The sequence below is a fragment of the Methanoregula sp. genome, assembly GCF_002835825.1.
Classification (GTDB): domain Archaea; phylum Halobacteriota; class Methanomicrobia; order Methanomicrobiales; family Methanospirillaceae; genus Methanoregula.
This window is the reverse complement of record NZ_PIZH01000495.1, coordinates 1-1,520: the sequence shown is the minus strand read 5'-3', so window position 1 is coordinate 1,520 and position 1,520 is coordinate 1. Positions and strand designations below refer to the sequence as shown.

The 1,520-nt window shown below is 57.7% G+C and carries 2 protein-coding genes; both read right to left on the bottom strand.

What is annotated here, in order from left to right:
- Window positions 1-479 (bottom strand): PstC family ABC transporter permease (locus CW742_RS12645; RefSeq protein WP_369333021.1); only part of this gene is annotated, 479 nt, incomplete at its 3' end.
- Between the two features lie 49 nt (window positions 480-528).
- Window positions 529-1,520, bottom strand: a 992-nt coding sequence (locus CW742_RS12640; RefSeq protein ID WP_292420896.1) for a phosphate ABC transporter substrate-binding protein, incomplete at its 5' end; no start/stop codon positions are given.

Here is a 1,520-nt window from a genome sequence, read left to right as displayed (position 1 = left end):
CCTGAAGGGACATCGAACGTCACCCGGATGAAATCCGTGAGCACGATGAGCCCGAAGAAACCGTACACGACAGACGGAATTCCGGCAAGCAGTTCGACCGCCGGCTTGAGGACGGCCTTAACCCGGGGGGACGCGAGTTCGGAGATATAGATTGCACAGCCGAGGGAAAGCGGGACGGAGAAGATCATTGCGCCCAGAGTGACAAGAAGCGTCCCGACAATGAGCGGCCAGATGCCATACAATGGCTCTGCAGCGCCCGGGGCCCAGACGGGCCCGAGGAGGAAGTTCGCCACCCCGACATCGGCGAAGATCGGGTACCCGTCCCGGAAGAGGAAAAGGAGGATGAATGATACGACAATTACGGCAAAAGCGGCTGTGAAGAAGAAGACGGTTTTAATGGATTGTTCCTTGAGAACAAAGAGGCGTGCCGTGTTCCCGGATTGGGGGGTGGAATCGTTTGTTTTTCCCGAGAAGTCCATGACAACCAGCCTCCGTTTTAATAAAAAGTGTTGTTTCTTCCCTCGCACATCAGCCAACGGTCACGTAGCCTTCATCTGCAACGATCTTCTGGCCCTCGGGGCTGAGGATGTAGGTGATGAAGTCACCGGTAAGCCCGGAGGGCTGGCCGTTCGTGATGACGTAGAGGTCACGGGAGACCGGGTACTCGCGGGACTTGACGTTCTCAAGGTTCGCGGCAATGATCTTGTCAGCATTGTACCAGATCGGAAGTGCCTTGACATCCTTGCTTACGAAACCGATCGAGACATAGCCAATGGATCCCGGGGTCTGGGCAACGGTCTGGAGGACAGCTCCGTTGGAGTTCTTCTCAAGCATCTTTGCAGTCGGGGTCTTCTTTGCGAGCAGGTGTTCATCGAAGAAGGCGCGGGTGCCCGAGGCACTGTCGCGGCCGATCACAACAATCTGGTTGTTGGTGCCGGGAACTTCAGCTCCGGTGATCTCGGTCCACTTGGTGGTCTTGCCCATGTAGATATTCTTGATCTGGTCGAGCGTGAGGTACGGGATGGTGTTGGCCGGGTTCACTACAATGGCAATGCCATCCTGTGCAACCGTAGTCACGACAAACGAGGGGTACTTGGTCATCTCAGCCTTGGTCACGTCGCGGGAGGACATGCCGATGTCAACAGTCTTTGCACCAATGGCCTGGATGCCGACACCGGATCCGCCGCCGGATATCTGGATGTCAGCGTCCGGGTGGGTTGCCATGTACTGGTCGGCAGCCTTCTGGACGATCGGGAGGACAGTTGTCGAGCCGCTGATCTTGATCGTCTGCCTCTGGCCGGTCGAGACCGGGGCGGAAGTTGCGGCAGGCGCTGCCGGTGTCGCGGCTGCTGCAGGAGTTATGTCTGCTGCTGCAGCGGTTGCTGCGGCCGGTACTGCAGTGGCAGCCGGTGTTGCAACCTTGGCACTGGTGTCTTGTGCTATACAACCGGCAGCCAGCGCGAGCATGAGGACCGCGGTGAGGCTTACGGTAACAATCAGGATAGAACTCCGTTGTTCAA